General features: G+C 73.8%; 23 protein-coding genes and 1 tRNA gene. 20 read left to right on the top strand and 4 right to left on the bottom strand.

Annotated features, from left to right (window positions below; all coding sequences use genetic code 11):
* Window positions 1-2: 2 nt before the first annotated feature.
* From ACFQBR_RS32795 to ACFQBR_RS32780, 4 genes are all read left to right on the top strand, one after another.
* Window positions 3-176: a DUF418 domain-containing protein gene (locus tag ACFQBR_RS32795; protein ID WP_378554957.1), complete on the top strand. Its 174-nt coding sequence runs from the start codon at window positions 3-5 to the stop codon at window positions 174-176.
* Window positions 177-355: 179 nt separating this feature from the next.
* On the top strand, window positions 356-1162 hold the full coding sequence (locus ACFQBR_RS32790) for a nucleotidyltransferase domain-containing protein (RefSeq protein WP_344183627.1): 807 nt from the start codon (window positions 356-358) through the stop codon (window positions 1160-1162).
* Between the two features lie 263 nt (window positions 1163-1425).
* On the top strand, window positions 1426-2211 hold the full coding sequence (locus tag ACFQBR_RS32785; protein ID WP_267946999.1) for an alpha/beta fold hydrolase: 786 nt from the start codon (window positions 1426-1428) through the stop codon (window positions 2209-2211).
* Between the two features lie 177 nt (window positions 2212-2388).
* Entirely contained in the window at window positions 2389-2943 is a 555-nt protein-coding gene (locus tag ACFQBR_RS32780; protein WP_267946998.1) for a hypothetical protein, read from the top strand.
* A gap of 166 nt (window positions 2944-3109) precedes the next feature.
* Here ACFQBR_RS32780 and ACFQBR_RS32775 read toward each other — a convergent pair whose 3' ends face one another.
* Window positions 3110-3517: an RNA-binding S4 domain-containing protein gene (locus ACFQBR_RS32775; RefSeq protein ID WP_344183630.1), complete on the bottom strand. Its 408-nt coding sequence runs from the start codon at window positions 3515-3517 to the stop codon at window positions 3110-3112.
* A gap of 107 nt (window positions 3518-3624) precedes the next feature.
* Here ACFQBR_RS32775 and ACFQBR_RS32770 point away from each other — a divergent pair.
* Together ACFQBR_RS32770 and ACFQBR_RS32765 are read left to right on the top strand one after the other, a co-directional pair.
* Window positions 3625-3699 (top strand) — tRNA-Asp (locus ACFQBR_RS32770).
* Window positions 3700-4035: 336 nt separating this feature from the next.
* Window positions 4036-4848: an rRNA methyltransferase gene (locus ACFQBR_RS32765; RefSeq protein ID WP_344183631.1), complete on the top strand. Its 813-nt coding sequence runs from the start codon at window positions 4036-4038 to the stop codon at window positions 4846-4848.
* A 175-nt stretch (window positions 4849-5023) separates the two neighbouring features.
* Here the strand turns inward: ACFQBR_RS32765 and ACFQBR_RS32760 are convergent, their stop codons facing one another.
* Window positions 5024-6220: an MFS transporter gene (locus ACFQBR_RS32760; protein ID WP_344183633.1), complete on the bottom strand. Its 1197-nt coding sequence runs from the start codon at window positions 6218-6220 to the stop codon at window positions 5024-5026.
* Between the two features lie 195 nt (window positions 6221-6415).
* Between ACFQBR_RS32760 and ACFQBR_RS32755 the strand changes: the two genes are divergently transcribed.
* The 14 genes from ACFQBR_RS32755 (at window position 6416) to ACFQBR_RS32690 (ending at window position 24363) form a co-directional block, all read left to right on the top strand.
* The gene (locus tag ACFQBR_RS32755; protein ID WP_344183635.1) at window positions 6416-10096 is read left to right on the top strand and encodes a nitrate reductase subunit alpha; all 3681 of its coding nucleotides are present in this window, start codon (window positions 6416-6418) and stop codon (window positions 10094-10096) included.
* Window positions 10096-11904 (top strand): nitrate reductase subunit beta, encoded by a 1809-nt coding sequence (narH, locus tag ACFQBR_RS32750; protein WP_378554955.1) that lies wholly within the window; start codon window positions 10096-10098, stop codon window positions 11902-11904. Before ACFQBR_RS32755 ends, narH begins: the two co-directional genes overlap by 1 nt.
* Entirely contained in the window at window positions 11901-12779 is an 879-nt protein-coding gene (narJ, locus tag ACFQBR_RS32745) for a nitrate reductase molybdenum cofactor assembly chaperone (protein ID WP_378554954.1), read from the top strand. Before narH ends, narJ begins: the two co-directional genes overlap by 4 nt.
* Window positions 12776-13528 carry a respiratory nitrate reductase subunit gamma gene (narI, locus tag ACFQBR_RS32740; protein WP_267946992.1) on the top strand — a complete coding sequence of 251 codons (753 nt, stop codon included), beginning with the start codon at window positions 12776-12778 and terminating at the stop codon, window positions 13526-13528. The genes narJ and narI overlap by 4 nt, the downstream gene beginning before the upstream one ends.
* Before the next feature lie 80 nt (window positions 13529-13608).
* Window positions 13609-14547, top strand: coding sequence for a DUF5996 family protein (locus ACFQBR_RS32735; protein WP_267946991.1), 939 nt, complete (start codon window positions 13609-13611; stop codon window positions 14545-14547).
* Window positions 14548-14759: 212 nt separating this feature from the next.
* The gene (locus tag ACFQBR_RS32730; protein ID WP_267946990.1) at window positions 14760-15047 is read left to right on the top strand and encodes a GNAT family N-acetyltransferase; all 288 of its coding nucleotides are present in this window, start codon (window positions 14760-14762) and stop codon (window positions 15045-15047) included.
* Between the two features lie 126 nt (window positions 15048-15173).
* Entirely contained in the window at window positions 15174-16673 is a 1500-nt protein-coding gene (locus ACFQBR_RS32725; protein ID WP_344183641.1) for an alanine/glycine:cation symporter family protein, read from the top strand.
* Between the two features lie 184 nt (window positions 16674-16857).
* A complete protein-coding gene (locus ACFQBR_RS32720) occupies window positions 16858-17457 on the top strand; it encodes a GNAT family N-acetyltransferase (RefSeq protein WP_267946988.1) in 600 nt (199 codons plus the stop codon).
* A gap of 366 nt (window positions 17458-17823) precedes the next feature.
* Complete coding sequence (locus tag ACFQBR_RS32715) at window positions 17824-18039, top strand: heavy-metal-associated domain-containing protein (RefSeq protein WP_267946987.1); 216 nt, start codon at window positions 17824-17826, stop codon at window positions 18037-18039.
* Between the two features lies 1 nt (window position 18040).
* Window positions 18041-18271, top strand: a complete 231-nt coding sequence (locus ACFQBR_RS32710; protein ID WP_344183643.1) for a hypothetical protein — start codon at window positions 18041-18043, stop codon at window positions 18269-18271.
* Complete coding sequence (locus tag ACFQBR_RS32705; protein ID WP_344183645.1) at window positions 18264-20561, top strand: heavy metal translocating P-type ATPase; 2298 nt, start codon at window positions 18264-18266, stop codon at window positions 20559-20561. Before ACFQBR_RS32710 ends, ACFQBR_RS32705 begins: the two co-directional genes overlap by 8 nt.
* Before the next feature lie 420 nt (window positions 20562-20981).
* The gene (locus ACFQBR_RS32700) at window positions 20982-22262 is read left to right on the top strand and encodes a cytochrome P450 family protein (RefSeq protein ID WP_267950551.1); all 1281 of its coding nucleotides are present in this window, start codon (window positions 20982-20984) and stop codon (window positions 22260-22262) included.
* Window positions 22259-22423: a hypothetical protein gene (locus tag ACFQBR_RS32695; protein ID WP_267946984.1), complete on the top strand. Its 165-nt coding sequence runs from the start codon at window positions 22259-22261 to the stop codon at window positions 22421-22423. Before ACFQBR_RS32700 ends, ACFQBR_RS32695 begins: the two co-directional genes overlap by 4 nt.
* A gap of 248 nt (window positions 22424-22671) precedes the next feature.
* Window positions 22672-24363, top strand: coding sequence for a serine/threonine-protein kinase (locus ACFQBR_RS32690; protein WP_378554953.1), 1692 nt, complete (start codon window positions 22672-22674; stop codon window positions 24361-24363).
* A gap of 98 nt (window positions 24364-24461) precedes the next feature.
* Here ACFQBR_RS32690 and ACFQBR_RS32685 read toward each other — a convergent pair whose 3' ends face one another.
* Together ACFQBR_RS32685 and ACFQBR_RS32680 are read right to left on the bottom strand one after the other, a co-directional pair.
* A complete protein-coding gene (locus ACFQBR_RS32685) occupies window positions 24462-25040 on the bottom strand; it encodes a dihydrofolate reductase family protein (RefSeq protein WP_267946982.1) in 579 nt (192 codons plus the stop codon).
* 143 nt (window positions 25041-25183) lie between these two features.
* A complete protein-coding gene (locus ACFQBR_RS32680) occupies window positions 25184-26113 on the bottom strand; it encodes a glutaminase (protein WP_344183648.1) in 930 nt (309 codons plus the stop codon).
* Window positions 26114-26145: the final 32 nt, after the last annotated feature.

Here is a 26145-nt window from a genome sequence, read left to right as displayed (position 1 = left end):
ACCTGTCCAGCTGGTCGGCGGTCCTGGTGGCCTTCGGCACCTGGCTGCTGACCGTCCTCGCGGCGTACCTGCTCGACCGGGCGGGCCGGCGCGGACCGGCGGAGGTCCTGCTGCGCACACTGACCTACCGGAAGCCGGTCCGCCGGCGCCGGCCCGCGGCCGAGCACGCGGGCTGACGGATCCGTCCCCGGCGGTCCGCCGCAGTGAAGGCCGGCCCCGGCAGCGGGGCCGGCCGTCGGCGCGGACCGCCGACCGGCACGGGCCGGGTCCCGGCAGGGGGGCCGTGCGCGGGGCGCGCCGGCGGCGTCGGGGAAATGCGGTCGCGGCGTCCGCCCGGATACGGCACAGTGCGTCCATGGACGACGGGCGGGGGCTGGACACGGACGGCGCGATCGCGCGTGAGGGCTCGCTCGCGCGGGTCGGGCCGGCCTTCGCGCCCGTGGTGGAGGCCGCCCGCGCCCGGATCGCCGGTTTGTTCGGCGACGCGCTGCACAGCGCCTACCTCTACGGAAGCGTCCCCCGGGGCACCGCGGTCCCCGGGACCTCCGACCTCGACCTGCAACTGGTGTTCCGCGACGCCGTGACCGGGGCGCAGCGGGAGGCGGCCGGGGAGATGGAGGCCGACCTCGACGCCGCCTTCGGAGAGGTCGACGGGGTGGGCGTCCTGCTGGGGTCGGTCCGCGACGCGCTCAGCGAGCTCGAACGGCACGACTTCGGTTTCTTCGTCGCCTGCCTGTGCACGCCCCTGCTCGGCGAGGACCTCGCGGACCGGCTGCCGCGCTACCGTCCCACGTCCCTGCTGGCGCGCGAGACCAACGGGGACCTGCACCTGGTGCTGCCCCGCTGGCGGGAGCGTGCCGGGCGGGCGGAGACCGCGGCCGAGCGCGCGGGGCTCGGACGCGGCGTCGGCCGCCGCCTGGTCCGCACCGGCTTCACCCTGGTCATGCCCCTCTGGGGCGGCTGGACCAGCGACCTCGACGAGTCCGCCGAGATCTTCGGCCGCTACCGTCCCGACCGCCTCGGGCAGATGCGGGCGGCGGTCGCGGAGGGCCGTGCCCCCTCGGGCGACCCGGAGGTGCTGGAGGAGCTGATCGAGGACCTGGGACCCTGGCTCGCGGCCGAGTACCGGGCGGTCCACGGGGAGAAGGCGCCTCGCCCCTGAGCGGCGGACGCCGACCGCGACCCGGAGCGCCTCCCGCGCCTGTCGGGAGCCCGTCCCTGAGCGGCGGGCGCCGACACGCCCCCTCCCCCGGGACCCGGGTGAGGGGCGCCACGGCGGAGGAGGTCCGGCGCGCGGGCGCCCGCGGCGGGGAGGGGGCCGAACGCGGCGTCCCGCGGTCCGGGGGCGGGGTCGCGCGGGTCCCCCGCTCCCCGGGTGACACGTGACACGGCCCCCGCGCACGTCATCGGGTAGTGTCCGGACCCGTGAGCCATGTGACCGCGGCGGACGGAACCCGCATCTGGTACGACACCCTCGGTGAGGGCGACCCCCTCCTGCTCCTCAACGGGCAGTCCCTCGACCACGGGATGTGGGAGGGCGTCCGCGCCGGGCTGGCGGCCGGGCACCGGGTCGTACGGGTGGACTTCCGGGGCACCGGCGGCAGCGACGCGCCCCTGGGCGAGCCCTACACCTTGGAGCTGTTCGCCGAGGACGCCCTGGCCGTCCTGGACGCCCTGGAGATCCCGAGGGCGCACGTCTACGGGTTCTCCATGGGCGGCAAGGTCGCCCAGGTGTTCGCGTCCGCGGCGCCGGACCGCGTCGGCGCGCTCGTCCTGGGCTCCACCGGCCCGGGCGGGGCCGACGAGGTGGAGCGCCCGGCTTCGGCCACCCTGGCGCTGCGCCGGGCCAACACCGCGGCCGGGCGGGACGCGATCGCCGAGCTGTTCTACTCGCCCGCGTGGGCGTCCGCCCATCCCGAGGCCGTCACCGGCATCCTCCCGCACGGCCCTCTGCGCGCCCAGCGCCTGCACTTCGGCGCGAGCACCGGCTACGACGGCCGGGACCTGCTGCCGGGCATCCAGGCGCCGACCCTCGTCGTGCACGGCGAGGACGACGAGCTGACCCCGGTCGGCAACGCCGCCCTCCTGGCCGGGCGGATCCCCGGCGCTCGCCTGCTGGTGCTGCCGGGGATGCGCCACGGCTACCTGCACGAGGACGGGCCGAAGGCCACCCGCGAGGTCCTCGACTTCCTGGCGGGGCACCCGCTCTAGCCGGAACGCCCGCCGCGCCACGGCTGTGCCCCCTCGCCGCCGGACGCTCCCGTCCGCCGGTCGGCCGGACCCGTGCCGCGGTGTCCGCCGCCGGTCCCGCGGGCCCGGCCCGGGCCCCGCCCCGCCTTCTCCCCCCCACCCCCACCCCCACCCGACCCCACCCCAGGAGGACCATCCATGCCGGACGACGCCGGGAAGCCCTCGGAGACGGAACAGCTGAGAAGGCGCGTGACCCGGCTGGAGATCAGGGCGCGGGAGTCCTCCGCCGCGGAGTCCAGGGCGCGGACGGCCGCGGCGGGTTCCGCGGCCGGGGCCGTCGCCCTGTTCCTCTCGCTGTCCCTGCCCTGGGCCCGGGAGGAGGTCCCGTACGCGTACGACATCAGCGACGAGGGCGTTCCCAGCATGTACGGGGTGCGCGCGTCCGCCACGGGATGGGACGTGCTGGCTGCGTCCTTCGAGGACGAGCGCCTGCTCCTCGCCGCGGCCTTCACGGTCCTCCTCGTGCTCCTGGCGGTCGCGGTGTGCGCGGTCGTGACCTGGTCGAGGGTCCTCTTCGTGACGGTCCAGGTCCTCGCGGCGGCGTCCCCGCTGCTGTTCCTGTTCTCCTGGCCCCGGAACAGCGGCGATCTGGCTGCGGGTCCGGGGCTGGCGGCGGCGGTGTTCGCCTGCGCGGTACTCGTGCTGTCCGCGCGCCTGGCCGCGCACAAGGACTCGCGGTCCCCGGACCGCTGAGGGGTCGCCGGGCCGCCCCGGGGCTCCCCGCCGCCTCGGCGGCGGGGCCGGGGGAACCGGCCCCGCCGGTCGCCCCCGCCCCCGCCGCCGCGGTCCCGCCGGGGGCGCAGGCGTCGGCCTCGCGGTCCGACGCGAGGAGTGCCGGCGGAATGGGGGAGGCCGTCCGTCAGACGGGCGGGGGGAACTCCGTGCGGAGCCGGTCCAGGACGCGCCGGTCGCGCTTGGTCGGGCGTCCGGCCCCCCGGTCCCGGCGGATGACCGGAAGGTTCGCCTCGGGCGGGGCCTCGGGGGTGTTGTCGGCGTAGCAGCGGACGGCGACCGGGGCGCTGACGCGCTTCTCGATGACGTGGCCGACCTCCACGATCCGCGTGGTCCCGTGCAGGCGGACCCGCACCTCGTCGCCGGGCTTGACCGGGGAGGCCGGCTTGGCCGGGCGGTCGTTGACGCGCACGTGCCCGCCCCGGCAGGCCTGCGCCGCGTCGGCGCGGGTCTTGACCAGGCGTACGGCCCACAGCCAGCGGTCGACCCGGGTGCTGTCCGGTCCGGGCGGAAGGGGGGCCGGTGACTCGTTCACGCCGGGTCCTCTCGGGGTCGTCGGGGTGGTGGAGCGGATGCCTGCCACTCTAGGCGGGAGCCGGTACGAAGTACTCCGAAACCGCGCTAGAGTTGTACCAGCAACGAGGTCCTGTGGAGCAGTTAGGAGTGCTCGCCACCCTGTCAAGGTGGAGGCCGCGGGTTCAAATCCCGTCAGGACCGCATGAGAAGGCCCGGTGTCCCAGGACGCCGGGCCTTCGGCGTTCCCGGGCCCCGGGCGATCCGGTCCTCCGGGGGCCGTGCCCGGCCTCCGGGGAGCGGCCGGGGCGCGCCGCCCGCCGTGTTCCGCCGTGCTCGGGGAACATGGGAGGCGCACGCCGGGTCGCGCACGGCGCCGTGCCCGGCCCCCGGGGCCGGCCGTGCCGCCGGGGGCGGTGCGGTTCCGTCCGCCGCGCGCGGGTTGAGCGCGGCGGAGGCCGGGGAGACCGGTGCGGGGCCGCCCGCGGGCGACCGCGGCCGGGGCGCCGACGAAGCAGGACACGGAAGGGCAGGGGCACTGTGAGCTACCGGTACGCCGTCGAGCGGACCGACCACTCGGCTCTGGCGAGCGGGCAGGTGCTGCGGTCCGCACCCGGTTTCCCGGGCTTCCCGGTGCGGCTGGCGAGCGAGCTGTTCCAGCGGGCGATGGTGCACACCAAGGAGGAGCGCGTGCGCCTCTGGGACCCCTGCTGCGGCAGCGGCTACCTGGTCACGGTCCTGGGCTTCCTGCACCGCGAACGGCTCACGCGCGTCCGCGCGGGCGACGTGGACCCGGACGCCGTCGCCCTGGCGGCCCGCAACCTCCGCCTGCTCTCCGCCGAGGGGCTGGCCGAGCGCGAGGACGAGCTCCGGCGCTCCGCCCGCGACTTCGGCCGCCCGGAGTTCGTCGAGCGCGCCGAGGCCACCCGCGACCTCGCCGCAGGGCTGTCCGCCATGGGCGGCGACCTGCCCCACGAGGCGGTCGTCGAGGACGTGTTCTCCCTGCGGGAGCCGGTGGGGGCGGACCTGGTGGTGACCGACGTGCCCTACGGCGAGATGACCTCCTGGGCGGGGGCCGTCCCGGAGGACGGGGGCCCCGGGGCCGCAGGGCACGGGGGCGGTACCGGGCACGCGCCGGCCGACCGCCGCGAAGGCGGCGGATCGGCCGGGGGAGGGGCGCCGCTGCGGGCGATGCTGGCCTCCCTGGGGCGGGTGCTGCCCGAGCACGCCGTCGTGGTGGTGACCGCGAGGACGAGGCGGGTCGCCCTGCCGGAGGGCGTCAGGGCCCTGGAGCGCGTGAAGGTGGGCAACCGCGCCGCCGCCCTCGTCCGCGCCCGGGACATCGCCCCCTGACGGCCGTGGCGGGCCCCGACCGCCCGCCGCCCCTCCGGATCCCGGCCCGTGCGCCTGAGGCGAGCCCTCCGGGCACGGCCCCTCCGGGAGGCGTCGCGTCGGGGACGGGGACCCGGACCGGTCCCGGGTCCGGGGCCGTCCGCGCGGGCCGCGCGCCGGGCTCCCCGGCGCGGGGTCAGGCGGACACGCCGCGGAAGGCCCGCGAGGTGTACAGGGCCACCGCCAGCGAGACCGCCGCCAGCAGCACGAAGCCCAGCGTGTAGGCGCCCGTCGCCTGGTAGACGACCCCCATCAGCAGCGGCGGGAAGTAGCCGCCCAGACCCCCGGCCGCGCCCACGAGCCCGGTCACGGTACCGACCCTGGACGGGTCGACCAGCTTCGCGACCAGCGCGAACACGGCGCCCGTGCCCAGGCCCAGCGACAGCGCGATCAGCACGAAGGCCGCACCCGCCGGGAACTCCGCGGGCGGGTGCAGGGCCAGCACGACCGCGAACACGCACGTGCCCAGGAACGACGCCAGGCACACCCGCACCGGGCCGAGCCGGTCCGACAGGATGCCGCCGACCGGCCGGGCGATCACGGCGGCGACCGCGAAACCGGCGGTGCGCACCCCGGCGTCGGTCTGCGCGTAGTCGTACGCCATCGTCAGCAGGGTCGGCAGATAGGTGGAGAAGGCCACGAACCCGCCGAAGGCGACCGCGTACAGCAGGGACGCCTGCCACGTCGCCTTGAGCCCGAGCGCGTCGCGCATCCCCGGCAGGGCCGGCTCCGTGCGGGGCCTCCACGCGGGGGAGTTCCGGCTGAACACCCACATCACCGCGCCCATGGCCGCCAGGGCCGCGCACATCAGCAGGTGGGTGGTGAGCACCCCCGTCTTCTCGACGAGCAGGGGGGTGAGGAACGACGACAGGGCGGTGCCGCCCATGCCCGCCCCGAACACGCCCGTGGCGAAACCGCGCCGCCCGGCCCTGTACCAGGCGTTCACGAACGGGATCCCGACGGCGAACGACGTGCCCGCGATCCCGAGGAAGAAGCCCCAGACCAGCAGCATCGCGTAGGACCCCGACGACACGCCCACGAGGAAGGTCGGCACGATGCTCACGAAGCAGATGACCGTGAACATCAGCCGCCCGCCGTAGCGGTCGGTCAGCGAGCCGACCGGGATGCGGCCCAGGGAGCCCACGAGCACCGGGAACGCCACGAGGAGCGAGGTCTGCGAGGGCGACAGGTCCAGCTCCTGCGTGTAGGTCCGCGACAGCGGTCCGACGAGGTTCCAGGCCCAGAAGGTCAGCGCGAACGCCGCCGTGGCCAGGGCGAGGTTGGCGCCCGCCGTTCCCGAGCGGGTGTCCCGCTCCCCGACTTCCGCTCCCATGGCGGTCCCCCACGTCCTGTCGATCCGGCCGGCGGTGTCCCTTTCGGAGGTGATTGTCACCCCTTCCGGTGTGGGATACGTGACTTCCGCGCCGAAGGAGGCATATTCATTAACGGAATGTCATGGGCACAGGACACCGGAACCGCGTGGAAATGCAATTCTCGGCAATGCGCTGTTAAACGAGGTGGCTCCCGTATGGCGGAAAAGGGCAAAGGCGGAGGCGCGGGGGAGGCCCTTCTCCGGTTGGGCGGTCACCTGAGCCGGGCGGAGCCGCTGGACGGCGTCCGGGCGCAGGTCAGGCACGGCGGACGAGAGGGCGACGTCTTCTACAGGGACCGCTGGAGCCACGACAGGGTCGTGCGTTCCACCCACGGCGTGAACTGCACCGGTTCGTGTTCCTGGGACGTGTACGTGAAGGACGGGATCATCACCTGGGAGACGCAGGCCACGGATTATCCCTCCGTCGGCCCGGACCGTCCCGAATACGAGCCGCGGGGCTGTCCCCGCGGCGCGGCCTTCTCCTGGTACACCTATTCTCCGACCCGCGTCCGCTACCCGTACGCGCGCGGCGTCCTCGTGGAGATGTACCGGGAGGCGCGCGGACGCCTGGGCGACCCCGTGGCGGCCTGGGAGGAGATCACCGCCGACCCGGTCAGGCGCCGCCGCTACCAGCGGGCGCGCGGCAAGGGCGGTCTGGTGCGCGTCACGTGGGACGAGGCGCTGGAGATCGCCGCCGCCTCCCACGTGTCCACCATCAAGAGGTACGGTCCGGACCGCGTGGCCGGGTTCTCCCCGATCCCCGCGATGTCGATGGTCTCGCACGGGGTGGGCGCCCGCTTCGTGAACCTCCTCGGCGGCTCCATGCTGTCGTTCTACGACTGGTACGCCGATCTGCCGGTGGCCTCGCCCCAGGTGTTCGGCGACCAGACCGACGTCCCCGAGTCCGGCGACTGGTGGGACGCCGCCTACCTGGTGCTGTGGGGTTCCAACGTCCCGGTCACCCGTACCCCCGACGCGCACTGGATGGCCGAGGCCCGCTACCGGGGCCAGAAGGTCGTCGTGGTCTCCCCCGACTACAGCGACGCCACCAAGTTCGCGGACGAGTGGCTGGCCCCCCACCCGGGGACCGACGGGGCGCTGGCCATGGCCATGGGCCACGTCATCCTCAAGGAGCGGTTCGTCGACCGGACCACGCCCCGGTTCGAGGACTACGTCCGCCGGTACACCGACCTGCCGTTCGTGGTCTCGCTGGACAGCCGCGACGGCCGCCTGGTGCCCGGCAAGTTCCTCACCGCCGCCGACCTCGGTCCCGGCGGAGGGGAGAACGCCCACTGGAAGCCGGTGATCTGGGCGGAGGGGGAGGACGCGCCGGCCGCTCCCCACGGCACCGTCGGCGACCGGTGGGGCGAGGAGGGCCTGGGGAGGTGGAACCTCGACCTGGAGGGCCGCACTCCCGCCCTCAGCTTCTACGAGGTGGGCGGCGAGGCGGCCGAGATCGCCCTGCCCCGCTTCGACACCCCCACCGGCGCCGCCGGGGTCGCCACCCGGGGCGTCCCGGTCCGCAGGGTGGGCGACCGCCTCGTCACCACGGTCTTCGACCTGCTCCTCGCCCAGTACGGGGTGTACCGCGACGGCCTGCCCGGCGTCTGGCCGACCGGCTACGACGACCCGGGCGAGTGCTGCACCCCCGCCTGGCAGGAGGCGGTCACGGGGGTGCCGGCCGACCGGGCGGCCCGCATCGCCCGCGAGTTCGCGGACACCGCCGAGGCCTCCGGCGGCCGGGCCATGATCATCCTCGGCGCGGGCACGAACCAGTGGTTCCACGGGGAGAACGCCTACCGCGCCTTCCTGTCCCTGCTCCTGCTCACCGGCTGCCAGGGGGTCAACGGCGGCGGCTGGGCGCACTACGTGGGCCAGGAGAAGTGCCGCACCGCCACCGGCTGGGCGGCCTACGCCTCCGGGGCGGACTGGTCGAGGCCGCCGCGCTTCATGGCCGGGACGGCGTACTGGTACACCCACACCGACCAGTGGCGCTACGACACCTACCGCGCCGACGCCCTGGCCTCGCCGCTGGGGCCGGGGCGCGTGCGCGGCATGCACACCGCCGACCTGGTGGCCTCGTCGGCCCGGATGGGCTGGATGCCGTCCTACCCCACGTTCAACCGCAACCCGGTCGACCTGGGCCGCGAGGCCGACGAGCTCGGGCAGGACCCCGGCGAGTACGTCGCCGGCCAGCTGGCCGACGGCACCCTGCGCTTCGCCGCGGAGGACCCGGACGACCCGGCCAACTGGCCCAGGACGCTCACCGTCTGGCGGTCCAACCTGTTCGGCTCCTCCGCCAAGGGCAACGAGTACTTCCTCAAGCACCTGCTCGGCACGCACTCCAACCTCCGGGCGCAACCCGCCGGGCCGGACGACCGGCCGCGCGACGTCAGCTGGCGCGAGGAGGCCCCGGAGGGCAAGCTCGACCTGCTGCTGTCGATGGACTTCCGCATGACCAGCACGACGCTGCTGTCCGACATCGTCCTGCCCGCCGCCACCTGGTACGAGAAGCACGACCTGTCCACCACGGACATGCACCCGTTCGTGCACGCGTTCAACCCGGCGATCGACCCGCCGTGGGAGACCCGCACGGACTTCGACGCCTTCCACGCCCTGGCGCGGGCCTTCAGCGCCCTGGCCGCCGACCACCTGGGCGAGGTCACCGACCTGGTGGCGGTGCCCCACCAGCACGACACCCCCGGCGAGCTGGCCCAGCCGCACGGGGTCCCGGTGGACTGGAAGGCGGACGGCGAGCGGCCGGTCCCCGGCCGGACCATGCCCGCCGTCGTGGCCGTGCGCCGCGACTACTCGGCGGTCGCGCAGAAGATGGCGTCCCTGGGGCCCCTGACCGAGTCCGCGGGGCTCCCGGTCAAGGGCGTCTCCTTCACCCCCGACGAGGAGGTGGAGTGGCTGCGCGAACGCAACGGCGCCGTCCGCGGGGGCGTCGCCGACGGGCGGCCCTCCCTCGACACCGACGTCAAGGCCTGCGAGGCGATCCTCGCCCTGTCGGGCACCAGCAACGGACGCCTGGCGGCCCAGGGCTTCGAGCGCCTGGCGGCCCGCACCGGCACCGACATGGGCGAGCTGGCCGCCCACTCGGCCGAGCGCCGCGTGGTCTTCGACGACGCCCGCCGGGGCCCCACCCCGGTGGGCACCAGCCCCGAGTGGTCGGGCAAGGAGGCGGCCGACCGCCGCTACTCGCCGTTCACGATCAACGTCGAGCACGACAAGCCCTGGCACACCCTGACCGGGCGACAGCACTTCTACCTGGACCACGACTGGATGCACGAGTTCGGCGAGGCGCTCCCGGTGTACCGCCCGCCGCTCGACATCAGCCGCCTGTTCGGCGAGCCCCGCATCGGCCCGAACGGGCGGCGCGAGGTCACCGTCCGCTACCTGACCCCGCACTCGAAGTGGTCCATCCACTCCGAGTACCAGGACAACCTGCTCATGCAGACCCTGTCGCGGGGCGGCCCGACCATCTGGATGAGCGTGGAGGACGCGGCGGTCATCGAGGCCGCCGACAACGACTGGGTGGAGGCGGTCAACCGCAACGGCGTGGTCGCCGCCCGCCTGGTGGTGTCGCACCGGATGCCCGTCGGCACCGTGTACATGCACCACGCCCAGGAGCGCACCATCGACGTCCCCAAGACGGAGACGACGGGGAGGCGCGGCGGCATCCACAACTCGCTCACCCGCCTGCTGGTCAAGCCGACGCACCTCATCGGCGGCTACGCCCAGCTGTCCTACGCGTTCAACTACCTCGGCCCCACCGGAAACCAGCGCGACGAGATCACCGTCGTGCGCAAGCGGACCACGGAGGTGCGGTACTGATGGCACGCCGCAAGGACACGAACCGCGGGCAGGGGACGGCGGCCGACGGCGCCCGGGGGGAACGGGCCGTCGGCCGGGTCATGGCCCAGGTCGCCATGGTCATGAACCTCGACAAGTGCATCGGCTGCCACACCTGCTCGGTCACGTGCAAGCAGGCGTGGACCAACCGCAGCGGGGTCGAGTACGCCTGGTTCAACAACGTCGAGACCCGCCCCGGCCAGGGCTACCCGCGCACCTACCAGGACCAGGACAGGTGGAGGGGCGGCTGGGTCCGCAAGGCCGGGGGCCGCCTGGTGCCGCGCGCCGGGGGGCGCATCAAGAGGCTGGCGACGATCTTCGCGAACCCCGTGATGCCGTCGATCCAGGACTACTACGAGCCGTGGACGTACGACTACGACACCCTCCTCAACGCGCCCCTGGGGGACGACTTCCCGGTGGCCTCGCCCCGCTCCGCGCTCACCGGCGAGCCGATGCAGGTCACCTGGAGCGCCAACTGGGACGACGACCTCGGGGGCGGGCCGGAGCTGGCCCGGCACGACCCGATCGTGCGCAAGCTCGGCGACAGGGTGAGGTTCTCCTTCGAGGAGACCTTCATGTTCTACCTGCCGCGCATCTGCGAGCACTGCCTCAACCCGACGTGCGTGGCGTCCTGCCCGAGCGGGGCCCTGTACAAGCGGGTCGAGGACGGCATCGTGCTCGTCGACCAGGACCGCTGCCGGGGCTGGCGCATGTGCGTCACCGGCTGCCCGTACAAGAAGATCTACTTCAACCACAAGACCGGCAAGGCCGAGAAGTGCACGTTCTGCTATCCGCGCGTGGAGGTGGGCATGCCCACCATCTGCTCGGAGACGTGCGTGGGCAGGCTCCGCTACCTCGGCGTCGTCCTCTACGACGCGGAGCGGGTGGGCGACGCGGCGGCCGTCGAGGACGAGAAGGAGCTGTACCGCGCCCAGCTGGACGTGTTCCTCGACCCCGCGGACCCGGCCGTGCGCGCCGCCGCGCGCAGGGACGGCATCCCCGACCGCTGGGTGGAGTCCGCCGCCCGCTCACCGGTGTACGCGCTGGCCAAGCGCTTCCGGGTGGCGCTGCCGCTGCACCCGGAGTACCGGACGATGCCGATGGTCTGGTACGTCCCGCCGCTGTCGCCCGTGGTGGACTCCCTCACCTCCACCGGGCACGACGGGGAGGACGCCGGCAACCTGTTCGGCGCCATCGACACCCTGCGCATCCCGGTCGAGTACCTGGCCGAGCTGTTCACGGCGGGGGACACCGCGCCCGTCGACCTGGTCCTGCGCCGCCTCGCCGCCATGCGCTCCTACATGCGCCGGATCAACCTCGGGCAGGAGCGCGACGAGGACATCGCCGGGGCCGTCGGCATGACCGGCGCCGAGATCGAGGACATGTACCGGCTCCTCGCCCTCGCCAAGTACGACGACCGCTACGTCGTCCCCACCGCCTACGGGGTGGACGAGGCCGACCGGGGGGTCATCGAGGAGGTCGGGTGCGGCCTCGACTTCGAGGGAGGGCCCGGGATGGGCGGGATGGGGGGCGTCCCGTTCGGCGAGGCGTCCGGCCGTCCGGACGCCGCGTCCGTGGAGACCTTCCACGCCCTGCGGGACCGCCAGACCGGCGGGGCCGCGCAGGGGGAGGGGCGGGTCCCCGCGGAGGGGCGCGTCAACCTCCTCAACTGGGACGGCAACGGCCGTCCCGACGGACTCTTCCCGCCCCGGCAGGGCGGGGACGGCAACGGCACCGACGGCGGTGGCGGGGGCGGGGCCTCCGCGCCGCGTGAGGGGGGTCAGTCATGAGCACCACCACCGACGGGGCGGACGGGCACACGGGCGGCGCGACCGGGGAGGACCGGGCCGCGGCCGTCGGGGGGGCGGGCGCCCCCGCGGTCCCGGCGCAGCGGGGACCGGGCTGGCTCGGCGCGGGCCGGTCCGCCCGGCGCTCCCACCGGATCGCGGTCACCCACCAGGCCGCGTCCGTCCTCCTGGCCTATCCGGACCAGGCCTTCTTCGAGCGCCTGCCGCTGGTCGCGCGCGCGGTCGCGGAGCTGCCCAGGGGCGCCGTGCGCACCGAGCTCCAGGAGTTCTGCGAACACGCCGCCAGCACGCCCGAGCTGGAACTGTGCCGGCACTACGTCGACGTGTTCGACCTGCGCCGGCGTCGAGCCCTGCACATGACCTACTACACCGACGGCGACACCCGGCGGCGCGGGCACGCGCTCGCCGAGATCAAGCGGGTCTACGCCGAGTCGGGGTGGTCGGTGAACGCGGGGGAGCTGCCCGACCACCTGGCGGTCGTCCTGGAGTTCGCGGCCAGGGGGGACGCCGCCAGGGGCGGGGCGCTGCTGCTGCGCTTCCGTCCGGGCCTGGACCTGCTGTGGGAGGCGCTGCGCGCCCACGGGACCCCGTACGCGCGGGTCGTCGACGCCGTCCGCATGACCCTGCCGCCGCAGCGGCGGGACGACCGGGAGGCGGTGCGGCGGCTCGCCGCCGAGGGGCCTCCGGCGGAGGACGTGGGCCTGGAGCCGTACGGTGTCCGGGTCCCGCTGCCGGTGACCGACGTCTCCGGCCGGGGCGCCGGGGGGCCGGCGGGCGGCGTGCCGCCGGCGCCGGGCGTGCCCGCGCCGCGGGCGTCGGGGCCCGCCTGCGGCTGCGGCGACGGGGGACAGGCGTGAACGGCACCGGGCCGCTCGACCTGGTCCTGTGGGGCATCCTGCCCTACACGGTGCTCGTGACCGCGGTGGGCGGGCTGGTCTGGCGGTACCGGTACGACCGGTTCGGCTGGACCACCCGCTCGTCCGAGCTGTACGAGTCGCGGCTGCTGCGCATCGGCAGCCCGCTGTTCCACGCAGGCCTGCTCTTCGTCGTCCTCGGCCACGTGGTGGGGCTCCTGGTGCCCGAGGGGTGGACCCGGGCGCTCGGGGTGTCCGACGCCCTCTACCACGTCACCGCGCTGGGCCTGGGCCTGGTCGCGGGGGTGTGCACGCTCGGCGGGATCGCCCTGCTGATCTGGCGGCGGCGCACCACGGGCCCGGTCTTCAGCGCCACCACCCGCAACGACAAGCTCATGTACCTCGTGCTGGTCCTGGCGATCCTCACCGGGCTGGGCATGACCGCGTACTTCGCCGGGGTCGAGCTGGCGGGCGGGCACACCCAGGACTACCGGCGGACGGTCTCCCCGTGGTTCCGCTCGATCTGGATCCTGCAGCCGGACGTCGCGGCGATGGCCGCCGCCGAGGCCCCGTACAAGCTGCACGCGCTGACGGGCCTGGCACTGTTCGCGCTGCTGCCGTTCACGCGGCTGGTGCACGCGTTCAGCGCGCCGGTCGGCTACCTGTTCCGCCCCTACGTCGTCTACCGCACGCGGGACCGGCACACGGCCGGCGCCGGCCGGTCCGAGCGGTCCACACGCCGGGGCTGGTGAGCCCCGCACGGCCGGGGACCGGTCCCGGTCCGCAGGTCCGGCCGTGTATGCCACCCACCAAGGAGAGAAGGAGAGAGTCCGTGGAGCTGTTCCCAGCCATCCCGCTCGACTCGTGGTACGACACCAAGCAGACCCTGCACCGCTTCGAGCAGGTCGTCGGCAAGGTCCGACTGCAGCACAGCCCGCGCCGCAACCACTGGTGGAACGTCCCCTTCCACGTCACGGGGCGCGGCATCACCACCCGTCCCATGGGTCTCGTGGACGGCAACCCCGTCTTCACCGTCGACTTCGACTTCGTCGGGCACCGGCTGGTCGCGGCGAACCTGGACGGGCGGACCGCGTCCTTCCCGCTCCAGGGGCACAGCGTGGCGTCGTTCTACCTCGGGCTCCAGTCGGCGCTGGACAGCCTCGGCGTGGACGGCAGCATCCCGCACGCGACCCCGTTCGACCTGCCCGACACCGGGCGGCCGTTCACGGAGGACCGCGAGCACGCCGCCTACGTGCCCGAGCACGCCACCCGCTACTGGCAGGTGCTGAGCCAGGTCGCCCTGGTCCTGGAGGAGTTCGCCGCCGGCTTCTCGGGCAAGACCAGCCCGGTGCACCACTTCTGGCACACGTTCGACATCGCCGTCACGCGCTTCTCCCCGCACCCCGTCCCCCAGCCCCGGGAGGCGGGGCAGCTGGTGCGCGAGGCGTACTCGCGGGAGGTGGTGAGCTTCGGCTTCTGGTTCGGCGACGACAAGATCCCGGAGCCCTGCTTCTACTCCTACACGGCGCCCGAGCCGGACGGGCTCACGGACCGGAGGCTCGACCCCCCCTCCGCGGAGTGGGTGAGCAGCGGCCAGGGGCACCTGGCGCTGCTGCGCTACGCCGACGCGCGCAAGTCGCCGGACCCGCGCGCCACCGTCCTGGAGTTCCTGGAGAGCGCCTACCGGGCGGGCGCCGGGCTCGCCGGCTGGGACCTGGACGCGCTGGCCTGCCCGCGGGGGATCACCGACCCGTACCTCGCCGGCCGCTGAGTCCCGCCCCGCGTCCCGCGCCCCCGCAGGGGGTGCGGGAGGCCGGGTCCACGTTCTCCCAGAACCCCCGGCGCCCGGCGCCCCGCGTCCCGCGCCCGGGGGTCGGGGACGGGGCCCGGGGTGTGCGTGGTGGGTAGGTGTGGGAACGTGGCCCCAGGGCCCACCCATCACGCGCACACGGCGTGTGCGGACGCAGGAGGCGGGGGAGTGTCATGGACCTGACGGTCGTCGACGTGCCGGAGCGCTCGCGCTACGAGGTCAGCGCGGACGGGGAGGTGGTGGGCTTCTCCGCCTACCACCTGATCGACGAGGGCGTGTACGCCCTGCCCCACGTGGAGGTCGACCCGGCCTTCGAGGGCAGGGGCGTGGCCAGCGCGCTCATGAGGGAGTCCCTGGACGACATCCGCGAGCGCGGTCTGAAGGTCGTGCCGATCTGCCCCTTCGCGCGGGCCTACATCGGGAAGAACCGGGGCTACGCGGACCTCGTCCACAAGGGCTGACACGGAGCACGTGCAGTAACGGAATCATCACCATCGCGCCGGTGTGCGCCCCCGGCGGTGATTCGGTGCACTTCACGGGTAGGTGGGAGCGGTTGTCCCTTTCGGAGCGAAGGAGCCCCGTCCCCCGTGATATCCGCAGACGCAGCACAACCCCTCGACGCGCGCCTCACCGACGCCGTCGCCGCCTTCAACGACGAGTTCTTCTGGTCCTGGATCCTGATCCCGCTGCTGGTGGCGGTCAGCCTGTACATCACGGTCAGGACCGGGGTCGTCCAGATCCGCATGCTCCCGGAGATGTTCCGGGTCCTGCGGAGCAGGCCCGAGATCGCCCCCGACGGCAAGAGGGCCGTCTCCTCGCTCCAGGCGTTCATGATCTCGGCCGCGGCCCGCATCGGCACGGGCAACATCATCGGGGTGTCCATCGCGATCTCCCTGGGCGGCCCCGGCGCCGTCTTCTGGATGTGGGCGATGGCGGTCGTGGTGTGCGCCGCGAGTTTCGTGGAGTCCACGGTCGCCCAGCTCTACAAGGTCCGCGACCCGGCGGGGTACCGGGGCGGGCCCGCCTACTACATCGAGCGGGGGCTGGGTCAGAAGTGGGCGGGCGTCCTCTTCGCCCTCACGCTCATCGTGACGTTCCCGCTGGTCTTCAACGCGGTGCAGAGCAACACGATCACCAACACCATCGCGAACTCCGCCGAGGACCTGGGCAGCGGCACCGGCCTGTGGATGTCCGCGCTCATCGGCGTGCTGCTCGTCGTCCTCACCGCGCTGGTGATCTTCGGCGGGGTCCGGAGGATCGCCAACACCGCCCAGGCGCTCATCCCGTTCTTCGCCGCGCTGTACGTGCTGCTCGGCCTCGTCGTCATGGCGCTCAACTGGGAGGCCGTCCCGGGCATGGTCACCCTCATCTTCCAGCACGCCTTCGGGGTGCGGGAGTTCGCCGCGGCGGGCCTGGGCGTCGTGATCATCCAGGGCGTGCGCCGGGGCATGTTCTCCAACGAGGCGGGCCTGGGATCGGCTCCCGTCGCGGCGGCCAGCGCCGCGGTCTCCCACCCGGTCAAGCAGGGGCTGGTCCAGACGCTCGGGGTCTACCTGGACACCCTCGTCGTCTGCTCGGTCACGGCGTTCATCATCCTGCTCGGCAACCCGGGCACCGGTGACGGGCAGCTGGAGGGCGACCTGACCCAGTTCGCCCTCCAGGCGGCGCTCGGTCCGTGGGCGCTGCACCTGATGACGCTGATCATCTTCCTGGTCGCGTTCACCTCGGTGCTCGGCAACTACTACTACGGCGAGTCCAACCTGGAGTACCTGACCACGAACGAGAGGGTCCTGTTCGGCTACAAGCTGGTCTTCCTGACGGCGACCTTCCTGGGGGCGCTCGGCTCGATCGACCTCATCTGGACGCTGGCGGACACGACCATGGGCCTGATGGCGCTGGTCAACCTCCTGGCGCTCGTGCCGCTCACGGCGGTCGCCGCACGCCTGCTCAAGGACTACGTCGGACAGCGGCGCGAGGGGATCGACCCGGTCTTCACCCGCGACCGGATGCCGGACCTGCGGGGGGTGGAGTGCTGGGGGCCCGAGGACGCGCTGCGGCCGGACGAGTCCGAGCGCTCGCCGGCGTGAGCCGGCGGCCGGGGGGCGGGACGGGGGCGGGCCCGTCCTCCGGCCACGCACACGGGGGCGTTTCTCCACGAATAACCAGAAAGTGTTCGATGGGGGGCATCTGTGTTCTTTCGGTCACGGCGAATAATCGCTAGTGTGCTGGATCACAGTTGTGGCGGCCAGTGTGTCTCGTCGAGGGAGTCCGATGTCCATCGTCTCAATCGAGCCCGCCACCGCCGAGCGGTGGGATGACCTGGAGAACCTTTTCGGACCGACCGGGGCGTACGGGCACTGTTGGTGCACGTTCTTCCGCCGGCGGGCCAAGGACCACACGGCGAGCACATCCTGTGAGCGCTCCATGCGCGGCGTGGACAACAAGGAGGAACTGCGCCGCCTGACCCTGGACGGCAAGGTGCCCGGCCTCCTCGCCTACGACGAGGAGGGGCCGTGCGGCTGGGTGTCCGTGGCTCCGCGCGACGACTTCATCCGGCTGGCCCGGTCGCGCTCCCTGCGCCCCGCCGACCCCACGGAGCCGGGGGTCTGGGCGCTGGTCTGCTTCTGGCTGCCGCCCCGCCGGCGTCGGCGGGGCCTGGGCAGCCGCCTGCTGGACGGGGCGGTCGAGTACGCCCGCGCCGGCGGCGCGCGCGTCCTGGAGGCCTACCCGGTGGACACGGTGGGCGGCCGGGCCCCCAGCGCCGAGGTCTACACGGGGACCGTGGAGATGTTCCAGCGGGCCGGTTTCACGCTGAGCGGCCACCACCTCAGCGAGCGCGTGGTCGCCCGGTTGGAGCTGAAGACCGAGTAGCCCCCGCCCGTTCCCGGCCCGTCCGGCCGGGAACGGGGGGAGGGTATCCGGGCATGTGTCCCGGAGTACGCGTTTCCTCCGTCCCACGGGGTGGAGGGCCCGGGGCCCCTGCGCGACGCGCAGGGGCCCCGGGCCGTGTCCGGAGGGGAAGCCCCCCGTGGAATTACCCCCCGGGGGTACAGTGGGGCGAGGGGGATCCCGGTGCGGGGGCGCCCCCGTGGCGGGCGGTGCGGGCCCCGCGTCGCCCGGGCGGGGGTGGTGTGACGGCAGGGGTTTGACAATTGCATACCCCCTGGGGGTATATTGGGCCCTGTTGGAGCGGTCCGCCACGGAGACCGAGACACCACACACGCCACAGGAGGCGAAATGGCTGCCACCACCACCGCTGTTTACACGGTCGAGGGCATGACCTGCGGGCACTGCGTCAACTCCGTCACCGAGGAGGTCGGCGGGGTCAGCGGGGTCACCGGCGTCAAGGTCGACCTCGACGACAAGAAGGTGACCGTCACCAGCGACGGCCCGGTCGACGACGCGTCGGTCCGCGCCGCCATCGACGAGGCGGGTTACGAGGTGCGTGACTGACATGAACGTGACCGCGAAGCTCGGGCTCTACGCCCTGGGTCTCGTGGCCGTGTTCGCCGCGGCGTTCGGGGTCGGCGGCCTGGCCGGCCCCGTTCTGCCGCAGGAGGCCCCGGGGCACGCGCGCAGCGCGCAGACCGGGGAGGAGTCCTCCACGGGCGGACGGGACCACACGGAGGACGCGTCGTACGGGCACGACGAGGAGCGCAGTGAGTCGGGGAGGGACCATGGGTAGCGGGGGAACCACGGCGAAGCCGGCCGGGGCCGCGGCGGTCGAACTGGCCATCGGCGGCATGACCTGCGCCGCGTGCGCGAACCGGGTCGAGAAGCGGCTCAACAGGCTGGAGGGCGTCACCGCCACCGTCAACTTCGCTACCGAGAAGGCCCGGGTGTCCTTCGAGGGGGCGCCCACGCCCGTGGAGGACCTGGTCGCGCAGGTGGAGAAGGCGGGCTACACCGCCACCGTCCCCCGGCCCGACCCCGGACCCTCCGCGGCGGAGCCCGCCGACCCCACCGCAGTCCTGTGGAACCGGGCCATGGTCTCCCTCGTGCTCTCGGTGCCCGTCATCGCCATGGCGATGGTCCCCGCGCTCCAGTTCACGTACTGGCAGTGGGCCTCCCTCGCCCTGGCGGCGCCCGTCGTCGTCTGGGGCGCGCTGCCCTTCCACGTGGCCGCGTGGAAGAACCTCAGGCTCGCCACCGCCACCATGGACACGCTGGTCTCCCTCGGCGTCTCCGCGGCGTTCCTGTGGTCGCTGTACGCCCTCTTCCTCGGCACCGCCGGGACACCGGGCATGACCCACCCGTTCGAGCTCACCATCGCGCGGACCGACGGCTCCGCCAACATCTACCTGGAGGTCGCCGCCGGGGTCACGACCTTCATCCTCCTCGGCAAGTACTTCGAGGCGCGCTCCAAGCGGCGTGCCGGGGCCGCCCTGCGCTCCCTCCTCGAACTCGGGGCCAAGGAGGTCACCGTCCTGCGGGGCGAGGGGCCCTCCGCCCGCGAGGAGCTGGTGCCCGTGGCGGAGCTCTCGGCCGGCGACCGGTTCCTGGTCCGCCCCGGGGAGAAGATCGCCACCGACGGCACGGTCGAGGAGGGCACCTCCGCCGTCGACATGAGCATGCTCACCGGTGAGTCCGTCCCCGTGGAGGTCTCCCCGGGCAGCACCGTCGTCGGCGCGACCGTCAACGCCGGGGGCCGCCTCGTCGTGCGGGCCTCCCGGGTCGGCTCCGACACCCAGCTCGCGCAGATGGCGCGGCTGGTGGAGGACGCCCAGAACGGCAAGGCGGCCGTCCAGCGCCTCGCCGACCGGGTCTCGGGGGTGTTCGTCCCCGTCGCCATCATGATCGCGGTCGCCGCGCTCGGCTTCTGGCTCGGCACGGGCGAACCCGCGAGCGCCGCCTTCACCGCGGCCGTCGCGGTCCTGATCATCGCCTGCCCCTGCGCCCTGGGCCTGGCCACGCCCATGGCCCTGATGGTGGGCACCGGCCGCGGCGCCCAGCTCGGGATCCTCATCAAGGGCCCGGAGGTCCTGGAGAACACCCGCCGCGTGGACACCGTCGTCCTGGACAAGACCGGCACCGTCACCACCGGGCGGATGGCGCTGACCGGCGTGGCCGTCGCGGACGGCGAGGACGAGGAGGAGGTCCTGCGCCTGGCCGGGGCCCTGGAGAACGCCTCGGAGCACCCCGTCGCGAGGGCCGTCGCCGCCGGCGCGGCCTCCCGGGTGGGCCCGCTGTCCGCCCCCGAGGACTTCGCCAACATCGAGGGACTGGGCGTGCAGGGGGTCGTGGACGGCCGCGCCGTCCTCGTCGGACGCCCCGCGCTCCTGGAGGAGTGGTCCCAGGAGCTGCCCGCGGAGCTGTCCCCGGCGCTGGAAAAGGCCGGGGGGGAGGGGCGCACGGCCGTCGCCGTCGGCTGGGACGGACGCGCCCGCGGCGTGCTCGTGGTGGCCGACACCGTCAAGCCCACCAGCGCCGAGGCGGTCCGCCAGTTCCGAGAGCTCGGACTCACGCCGATCCTGCTGACCGGGGACCACGAGGCGGTGGCCCGCTCCGTGGCCGCGGAGGTCGGCATCGAGGAGGTCTTCTCCGAGGTGTTGCCGAAGGACAAGGTCGACGTGGTCAAGCGCCTCCAGGCCGAGGGACGCACCGTGGCCATGGTCGGCGACGGGGTCAACGACGCCGCCGCGCTCGCCCAGGCCGACCTGGGGCTGTCCATGGGCACCGGCACGGACGTGGCCATCGAGGCCAGCGACCTGACCCTGGTGCGCGGCGACCTGCGGGCGGCGGCGGACGCGGTCCGGCTCTCGCGCCGCACGCTCACCACCATCAAGGGCAACCTGTTCTGGGCCTTCGCCTACAACGCGGCGGCGCTGCCGCTGGCCGCGGCCGGGCTGCTCAACCCGATGCTCGCGGGAGCGGCGATGGCCGTGTCCAGCGTGTTCGTGGTGACCAACAGCCAGCGGCTGCGCAGGTTCCGGCCCCTGTCGGACCACATGGGGACCGCCGCCGACCGGACCTGAGGAGGGACGGCCGGGACGCCCCGTCCGGAGCACCGGCTCCGGGCGGGGCGCCGCCGTGTGCGCCGGGGCGGCCCGACCCTTCCCCCTGGCCCCGCGTGCACGCGAAGACAGGGGGAAGGGGCGGAGGGAAGGACATCCCTATAACGGCAGATGACCGCCGATGTCCGCTGTCGCACGGGGAATCCGGCTCTCGCGCCTCCCGGGACGGGCCGCTAGGGTGTGCGCCCAGTGGCACCGGCCGCGGGTCCCCACGCGCGGCCGCGGCGGTCCCGCCGTGCCCGACGGCCCCGAGGAGGCGCAGGACGAACCCCGGCCCGTAGCCGACCGACACCCCCCGAGGTACCCGTGTCTTCTGGTTGCCCCCACGCCGCGCTGTACCGGAGCGAACCGCACCCCGACCCCTACGCCGTCTACGCCGACATGCGGGCCGAGCACGGCCCCGTGGTCCCGGTCGAACTCGAACCGGGTGTGCGCGGGTGGCTCGTGACGGACTACTCGACCCTCATCTCCTGGTCGCGGGACACCACCGCCTTCACCCACGACCCCCGGCTGTGGCGGGACTTCACCGAGGGCAGGGTCCACCCGGCCTCCCCGCTCCTGCCCATGATGGCCCCGCGGTCCAACGCCCTGTTCGTGGACGGGACGGAGCACCAGCGCTACCGCGGGGCGATCACCGACAGCCTCGGTGCCGTCGGCGCGGAGCACCTCGGCCGGATCACCGGCAGGTACGCCGACCGGCTCATCGACGGGTTCTGCGGGCGGGGCCGCGCGGACGTGCTCAACGAGTACGCCCGCGTGCTGCCCCTCCTCGTCATGAACGACCTCGTCGGGTTCGACGGGGACCAGGGCCTGCGCTTCGCCACCGCCATGCGCGACCTGTGGACGGGCGTGGACACCGAGGAGTCCAACGCCGAGGCCGAACGCGTACTGTCCGAGGCGGTGTCCGACAAGCACCGCGCTCCCGGCGACGACCTCACCTCCAGGCTGATCCGGCACCGGGCCGGGCTCAGCGACGAGGAGGTGGTCATGCAGCTCCTCCTCGTCGTCGCCGCGGCCAACGAGCCGACCGCCAACCTCATCGGCGCGGCGGTCCGCGCGGTCCTGGCCGACCCCGCGGTCCGCGGGGACGACGCCGTCTCCCTCTCGGACGCCGCCCTCGGCGACCTCGTCGACCGCGTCCTGTGGGCGGACCCCCCGATCACCAACTACCCGGCCGTCTACCCCCGCGTCGACATCCCCGTCGGCGGGGGGCGGGTCATCGAGGCGGGGACGCCGATCCTCCTGGGCTTCGCCGCGGCGAACCACTTCTTCCTGCGGGAGAACGCCGAGCGGATGGAGGAGACCCCCAACAGGGCCCACCTCGCCTGGGGAGCAGGCCCGCACCGCTGCCCCGCCCGCGACGAGGCCACGAGCATCGCGATCATCGCCACGCGCACGCTCCTCACCCGGCTCCCCGGGCTCCGCGCGGCTGTCCCGGCCGAGGACCTGCGCTGGCGCCTGACCGGGCTGGCGTGGACCCCCGTCGAACTCCCCGTCCTCTTCACCCCGCAGCAGCCCCCGGCCCCCGCGCCCGTGGAAGGAACCCCCTGGAGCCCGTCGCACTCGCCCCCGGAAACCTCCGCGCACAAGCGGCCCACCTCCGGGAGATCGGCCCTGTCGTCCCTGTCGGGCTTCCTGGAGAGGTTGCTGCGTGGGTCGTGACCACGCACGCCGGGGTCGCCGAGGCCCTGGCCGACACGCGGATCCGGAAGGACAAGAGGCACCGGAGGGCGTTCGACGCCGGTGAGGGCGCCGACGGGCCGGCCCCGCCGCCCTCGACCATCGTCTCCGGGGTCGCGCCCCTCCCGGTGCGCCTCCGCTGAACGGTTTCCGGGTGTGACACTCCCGGTGATTCGGTCCCGCCGGATGGACGCCCTCAGGTGTTTCCGGCGGGATCGTCGCATTTCAGGGAGGTCCCACGGGCGCTTGGCCGACAGGGGCCACCGACATGCCGCCCCGGGGAAGAGCGGCAGGAGTCGCCCCGGGCTCCTAGAATCGTGGCGACCCCCGACCTTCCCCTCCGCGTCCCGGAACCCTCACACACCGCCTTCCCCCACAGAGGAATCGCGCCTTGACGAACAGCTCGGAAGCCGACCCCGGCCGTGTCCTGGCCAACCGGTACCGCCTGGACGAGGTCATCGGAGCCGGCGGCATGGGGCGCGTCTGGCGGGGCACCGACACCCTCCTCGACCGCCCCGTCGCGGTCAAGGAACTGACCACGCCCCCCAACCTCCCCGCGCACGAGGTCGACGTGCTGCGCACCCGGATGCTTCGAGAGGCGCGCAGCGCGGCGCAGCTCAGCCACCCCTCGATCATCACCGTGTTCGACGTGGCGGAGGAGGACGGCCGCCCGTGGATCGTGATGGAACTCGTCCTGGGCCCCTCCCTGGGCGACCTCATCCGCTCCGACGGGGCCCTGTCGGCGAAGAGGGTCGCCGACATCGGCGAGCAGATGGCGGCCGGGCTGGCCGAGGCGCACGCGCGGGGCATCGTGCACCGCGACATCAAGCCGGGCAACGTGCTCATCGCCGGGAACGACCGCGCGGTCCTGACCGACTTCGGCATCGCCCACCTGGACGGCTCCACCCACCTCACCAGCACCGGCCTGCTGATCGGGTCGCCGAGCTACCTGGCGCCGGAGATCGCGCACGGGCACTCCGCCACCCCGGCCTCGGACATGTGGGCCCTGGGCATCACCCTCTACCAGGCCTCCGAGGGCACGCTCCCGTTCGACCGGCCGACCCCCATGGCGACGCTGACCGCCATCGTCACCCAGGACCTGCCCGAGCCGGTCAACGCGGGCCCGCTGCGCCCGGTCCTGGAGTCGCTGTGCGAGAAGCGGCCGGAGGACCGGCCGTCCGTGAGCGAGGTCCGCACGTGGCTCCGCGAGATCCGCGACGCCTCCGACACCCCCGCCACGGCGGTGGCGCCGGCCCCGGCCGCGACGGGGCCCGCGGAGGGGTCGGCCGCGGCCGAGGCGCTCGCCGGGCCCGCCGCGCCCGTCCCCGTGCCGCCCGCCCCCCGCCCCTCCGGCGGCGGCCCCGGTCGGCGGCGGGGGCCCCTCCTGCTCCTCGCCCTCGTGCTCGTCCTGCTGGTCGGGGGCGCGACCACCGGCGTCCTGGTGGCCGTCAACCGGTCCGGCGACACCGGCGCCGGACTCGTCGGCGACTCCGAGCAGGCCGCCGTCGAACCGTCCGCGGAGGGCGGGGACGGAGTGTCGGAGGAGGCCGAGCCCTCGGCGGAACCCGGTTCCGAGCCGGAGGCCTCCTCCGGGGCCGAGGACGCGGACCCGGAGGAGGAGCAGGACGAGGAGGACGACAGGTGGGACCACCTCGTCCGCCACGAGGACGAGAACGGTTTCGCCGTGGACGTCCCCGAGGACTGGGAGATCGACCGGTCGGGGGTCCAGGTCTACTTCCGCAACCCCGACGGCGGTTACCTGCTCGTGGAGTACACGGACAGCCCCAACCCCGACGCCGGTGACGACTGGCGCGCCGCCGAGCCCGGCGTGCGCGGCAACTTCCCCGGCTACGAACTCGTCGGCATCGAGGACGTCGACGCCGACTGGGCCGACGACTACGTCAGCGCGGCCGACTGGGAGTTCACCTACGACGGCAGGGGCGGCCGGATGCACGGCATCAACCGGGGCTTCCACACCGAGGACAGGGGCTACGCCCTGTTCCTCGTGGCCAGCAACGAGCACCCCGACCTCAACCGGGAGATGCTGGACCACATGGCGCAGACCTTCGACCCGGACGCCTGACCCGGCCGGGGCGCTCCCAGGGATGTCGAGCGGCTTCGGTCAAGCCGTCTCGGCACAGGGCCGTGGGAGTGTTCTTGGAGGTCGGCACCTGGTAGGCCTCAGGCGTGCAGGGCGGGCCGGTAGACGAGTTCCTGGACGCGGCCGTCCAGCGTCCGGTGGTCGACCAGGTCGAGGTCGAAGTCGGCCGCGCCCCGGAAGAGCGGTGCCGTTCCGGTGCGGCCGGTGATCACGGGGAAGATCGTCACCTGGACGAGGTCGACCAGGCCGGCGGCCATCAGGGAGCGGTTCATCGACAGGCTGCCGTGTGAGCGCAGCGGGACCGCGGACTCCTCCTTGAGCCGGGCGACGGCGTCGACGGCGCCGCCGCGGGCGACGGTCGCGTCGCCCGGCCAGTCGAGGGGTTCCTCCAGGGTGGTCGAGACCACCGTCAGGGGCAGGTCCCTCATCCGGGCGACCCAGGGGTCGCCCGCGTCGGGGTCCGGCCCCAGCATCCGGGCGAATTCCCGGTAGGTGGTCGCTCCGAGGACCATCCGCTGCTCCGCGTCGTACAGGGCGAGGCGGTGGCCGAGGAGCTCCGGGCCCTGCTTGCCCCAGTAGCCTCCCCAGTCGCCGTCCCCGCCGTAGGAGCCGAAGCCGTCGAGGCTGGAGAAGACGTCGAAGGTGTAGGTGGCGGTCATGGCGTCCTCCTCGGACGAGGGTGGTCGGGTGTACACGGACTGGGACCCGGCGGCGCGGCGGAACTCATCGCCTCCGGGCTCCCCGGACCGGGCGGCCCCGTGCGTCCCGGCCCCGGCCCACGCGTCCCGGCTCCGCGCGCCGCTCAGAACACCGAGCAGCCGGTGACGTCGGTGAAGGCCTCCAGCGCGAGGGCAGCCGTCACCGAGTTGCCCTTGGCGTCCAGCCCGGGGCCCCAGGCCGCCACCGTGCACTGCCCCGGGACGACCGCGAGGATGCCGCCCCCCACCCCGCTCTTGCAGGGGATCCCGACGCGGTACGCGAACTCCCCCGCGGCGTCGTACGTGCCGCAGGTCAGCATCACCGCCAGGATCCGGCGGGTGTCCGAGACGCTGAGCAGCTCCGAGCCGTCCGCCCGCCTGCCGCGCCGGGCCAGGAACAGGCCGGCCCTGGCCAGCTCCTCGCAGCTGACGGTGATGGAGCACTGCCGGAAGTAGTGGTCCAGCACCTCCGGCACCGGGTTCCGGATGTTGCCGAAGCTCGCCATGAGGTAGGCCAGCGCGCGGTTGCGGTCGCCGCTCCTGGACTCGGACTCCGCGACCAGGTTGTCCGTGTGCAGGTCGGGGTCGCCGGTCTCCTCGCACAGCAGCTTCCGCAGCTCCCCGACCGCGTCCCCGGTGTCGGACAGGAGCTGGTCGGTGACGATGAGCGCCCCCGGGTTGATCATGGGGTTGCGCGGAACGCCGTTCTCGAACTCCAGCTGGTGGAGGGAGTTGAAGGCGTTGCCCGACGGCTCCCGGTGCACCCGCTTCCACACGTCGGACCCCGCGTGGCCCCGCATCACCAGGGCCAGGGTGAACACCTTGGTGATGCTCTGCATGGAGAAGCGGGTGCGCGCCTGGTCGCCGGTGCTGTACATGCCGCCGTCCACGGTGGCGATCGAGAACCCGAACTCGTCCGGGTCCACGTCGGCCAGCTCGGGGATGTAGTCGGCGACCCGCCCCTCGCCGATGTGGCTCCGGACCTGTTCCATGACGGCGTCGAGCACGCCGGGGTAGTAGTCGCTGTCGTCCATCCGATCCTCCCTTCCCGCGGAGCGGTCCTTCC

Source organism: Nocardiopsis tropica (assembly GCF_042660575.1).
In the GTDB taxonomy this organism is placed as follows: Bacteria; Actinomycetota; Actinomycetes; order Streptosporangiales; family Streptosporangiaceae; genus Nocardiopsis; species Nocardiopsis tropica.
This window is presented reverse-complemented; position numbering and strand designations above follow the sequence as displayed.